5 protein-coding genes are annotated in these 2,744 nt (G+C 33.3%); 2 read left to right on the top strand and 3 right to left on the bottom strand.

The window, feature by feature from the left end; all coding sequences use genetic code 11:
* Positions 1-461: hypothetical protein (locus ACY65O_RS03200; RefSeq protein ID WP_462219406.1), on the top strand; the 461-nt coding region annotated here is incomplete at its 5' end.
* A 16-nt stretch (positions 462-477) separates the two neighbouring features.
* Here ACY65O_RS03200 and ACY65O_RS03205 read toward each other — a convergent pair.
* Positions 478-990, bottom strand: coding sequence for a methylated-DNA--[protein]-cysteine S-methyltransferase (locus ACY65O_RS03205; RefSeq protein WP_462219407.1), 513 nt, complete (start codon positions 988-990; stop codon positions 478-480).
* A 207-nt stretch (positions 991-1,197) separates the two neighbouring features.
* A complete protein-coding gene (locus ACY65O_RS03210) occupies positions 1,198-1,527 on the bottom strand; it encodes a tRNA-binding protein (RefSeq protein WP_462219408.1) in 330 nt (109 codons plus the stop codon).
* Positions 1,528-1,582: 55 nt separating this feature from the next.
* Here ACY65O_RS03210 and ACY65O_RS03215 point away from each other — a divergent pair, with 55 nt between their 5' ends.
* Positions 1,583-2,029 (top strand): N-acetyltransferase family protein, encoded by a 447-nt coding sequence (locus ACY65O_RS03215; protein WP_462219409.1) that lies wholly within the window; start codon positions 1,583-1,585, stop codon positions 2,027-2,029.
* Between the two features lie 19 nt (positions 2,030-2,048).
* Here ACY65O_RS03215 and ACY65O_RS03220 read toward each other — a convergent pair.
* Positions 2,049-2,744: hypothetical protein (locus tag ACY65O_RS03220; protein ID WP_462219410.1), on the bottom strand; the 696-nt coding region annotated here is incomplete at its 5' end.

Genomic DNA, 2,744 nt, shown 5'->3' on the forward strand with positions numbered 1-2,744 from the left:
AATTAAATTTTTTCTACCCGGTTAAACTGGGGGTACAACAACAAATTTTACTGGGTAATAAAAGCAATAAGAATGGATTGAGTGTAACAGGTAATTTAGGTGGTGGGCTTTGTATCGGCTTATTAAGACCGTATGAAATTGAAGTGGATAAAGCAGGCAAAAGAACATTTGTAAGTTACGATTCGCCGGACAGTTTACTATTTATTGATTCTTATAGGGACCAAACAGCGGCTGGTCCTAATTTTGGTACCGGCTGGAAACATTTAAAAGTTACGCCGGGCATTTATATTAAACCTGCTGTACGTTTTGATTACGGCAAATTAAATGAACTGGTGAGTGCTTTGGAAATAGGGGTGAATGCGGAGTTTTATGCAAAAAAAATTCCTCAAATGCTGTATAATAAACAAAAGCAATTTTTCTTTTCAGCGTATGTTGCTGTACTTTTTGGTAAGAGAAAATAAAGTTGAGCACCACTTTTTAAAATAAAGTTTGTACGCCATAAGCGTATTTTGCTTCATGTTCCAGCAACCATTTCTTTCTCCATAAATCGCCGCCATAACCAATTAAATCGCCATTGCTGCCAATAACCCTGTGGCAGGGAACAATTATACAAATACTGTTATTCCCATTGGCAGTGCCCACTGCACGGATGGCTTTTACATTGCCAATGCGTTTACTTAATTCTAAATAACTTATTGTTTTTGCGTAAGGGATATTGCAGAGTGCTGCCCAAACGGTTTGCTGAAAATTGGTACCTACCTGCAATGTGTGCATGCTGAATACTGTTCTTTTACCTGCAAAATATTCATCTAACTGTTTAATGCAATTTTTTATTACGGGAGATTTGGGTGCTACAAAATCAATTGCTGCTTCATTTATTTTATTGCCTTTCCAGCTGTTTAAAAACAATACATCCGAAATAGCATTGCCGGTGCTGCGTATTTCCAGCACACCAAGCGGTGATTGATAAAATACAATTTCGATGTTCATGTATTTTTATTTAAGCTGCAATTAGTTATTATATTAACATAGGTAATTGAGTAAAAATTTTATCAATTGCCTTGCCCTTCAAAGCAGAGATAAAATTTATAATTGTTTTAGGCTTTAGCCAAAATTTGTTGGGCTAAAGCCCCTCACAACAAAACCCAATATTCACCGCCCTGAAGGACGGTGCAATTAAAATGCTGTAATAAAATATTACCCAATCTTACAACCATTTTTTACCTGCAGTGATGGTTGCAATAAAACCACATCACTGTTTTCGTTGTACACACCCAGCACTAAACACTCACTGAAAAAATTAGCGATTTGTTTTACAGGAAAATTTACTACTGCAATTACTTGTTTGCCCACTACATTTTCTTTTTTATAAAGCGCTGTTATTTGTGCCGAAGATTTTTTAATACCCAATTCGCCAAAATCGATGGTAAGTTGATAAGATGGTTTTCTTGCATTGGGAAAATCATTTACTTCCAATATTGTTCCCACCCTCATATCTACTTTTTCAAAATCGCTCCAGCTTATCATTTTGTATTTTTTATAATGAAGAAAAGAAGTATTATTGATAACTAAATTAAGTAAAATGCTGGTAGAAATTAAAAAAGCTATTCCTGAAGATGTAAAATATGCTGCACCATTATTTGATGCTTACCGCATGTTTTATAAACAACCCTCTAATATTAAAGCAGCTACTGATTTTTTACTGGAAAGATTAACCAATAACGAATCAGTTATTTTTATTGCTTTTGCTGATGGTAATGCAGTTGGCTTTTGCCAGCTGTATCCCATATTTTCTTCCGTGGGTTTGCAACGTACCTGGTTGCTAAACGATTTGTATGTTGATGCAAATGCACGTGGACAAGGTATTGCTGCGGCTTTACTGCGACAGGCAAAAGAATTTGGTATGGAAACCAGTGCCAGATGGTTGCTGTTACAAACTGGTGCAGATAATGTTACGGCGCAATCTGTTTATGAGAAGAATGGATGGAAGAGGGTGGAGGATTATTTTTATGAGTTAGGGATGGGGTGATGTGTTTTTTTTGTTTCCTTTAATTGCCGGAGTAGTATAACTCAATTAATTGTTTTTTACTTAAATTAATCATTGATAAAGTAATATTTTTCATTTTCCCTTCTTGCTGTGTTTTAGAAAATTTATTTAGTAAGCCATTTGCTTCTGCATTTTTGCTCAGCATTATTAAATTTACTGCTTTATTTATTACAATCATTTCATAGTCCATGTTACTTAAATTCATTGTGTCCAAAACAGAATTACATATCGCTAATGATTTTTCAAAACAACCTTTTGAAGAAATAGAATCATTTACTTTTTCAAAAAAAACTCCATTCAAAATATAAAGGTCGTGTGCATGAGGTCTTAATTTAATTAAACTTTTAGTTGCTGATATTGCTTTATCATACTGCTTAAGATTATTCAAAAACATAAGTTTATTAAAATAGCCTAAATAATAATTACTGTCTATACCTGTTGCACTATCTAAAAGATTAATAGCTTTTTGAGCACTATCGGTATTTGAAATATATTTTACCAACTCCATTGCATTCTTATTTAGATTAACAGCGTTTTTGTTGACTTTATATTTTGCAGAGTTCTGACCACAAGAATAGAGTACTATAAGTAAAAAAACGAGTATTATTTTTTGAGTAGTCATTTTGTAGTAAAAAGTAAATATCGAAAACTTTGTTACGCTAAAAATTTCTTGATTAATAATTTGCATCAAGTAAAA

Origin of the sequence: Ferruginibacter sp., from assembly GCF_031430955.1 — a bacterium.
GTDB lineage: Bacteria > Bacteroidota > Bacteroidia > Chitinophagales > Chitinophagaceae > Ferruginibacter.

Excerpts from the sequence above, each read along its gene's own strand:
- ACY65O_RS03215 (WP_462219409.1), top strand. The coding sequence starts at position 1,583 with ATGCTGGTAGAAATTAAAAAAGCTATTCCTGAAGATGTAAAATATGCT.
- ACY65O_RS03205 (WP_462219407.1), bottom strand. The coding sequence starts at position 990 with ATGAACATCGAAATTGTATTTTATCAATCACCGCTTGGTGTGCTGGAA.
- ACY65O_RS03210 (WP_462219408.1), bottom strand. The coding sequence starts at position 1,527 with ATGATAAGCTGGAGCGATTTTGAAAAAGTAGATATGAGGGTGGGAACA.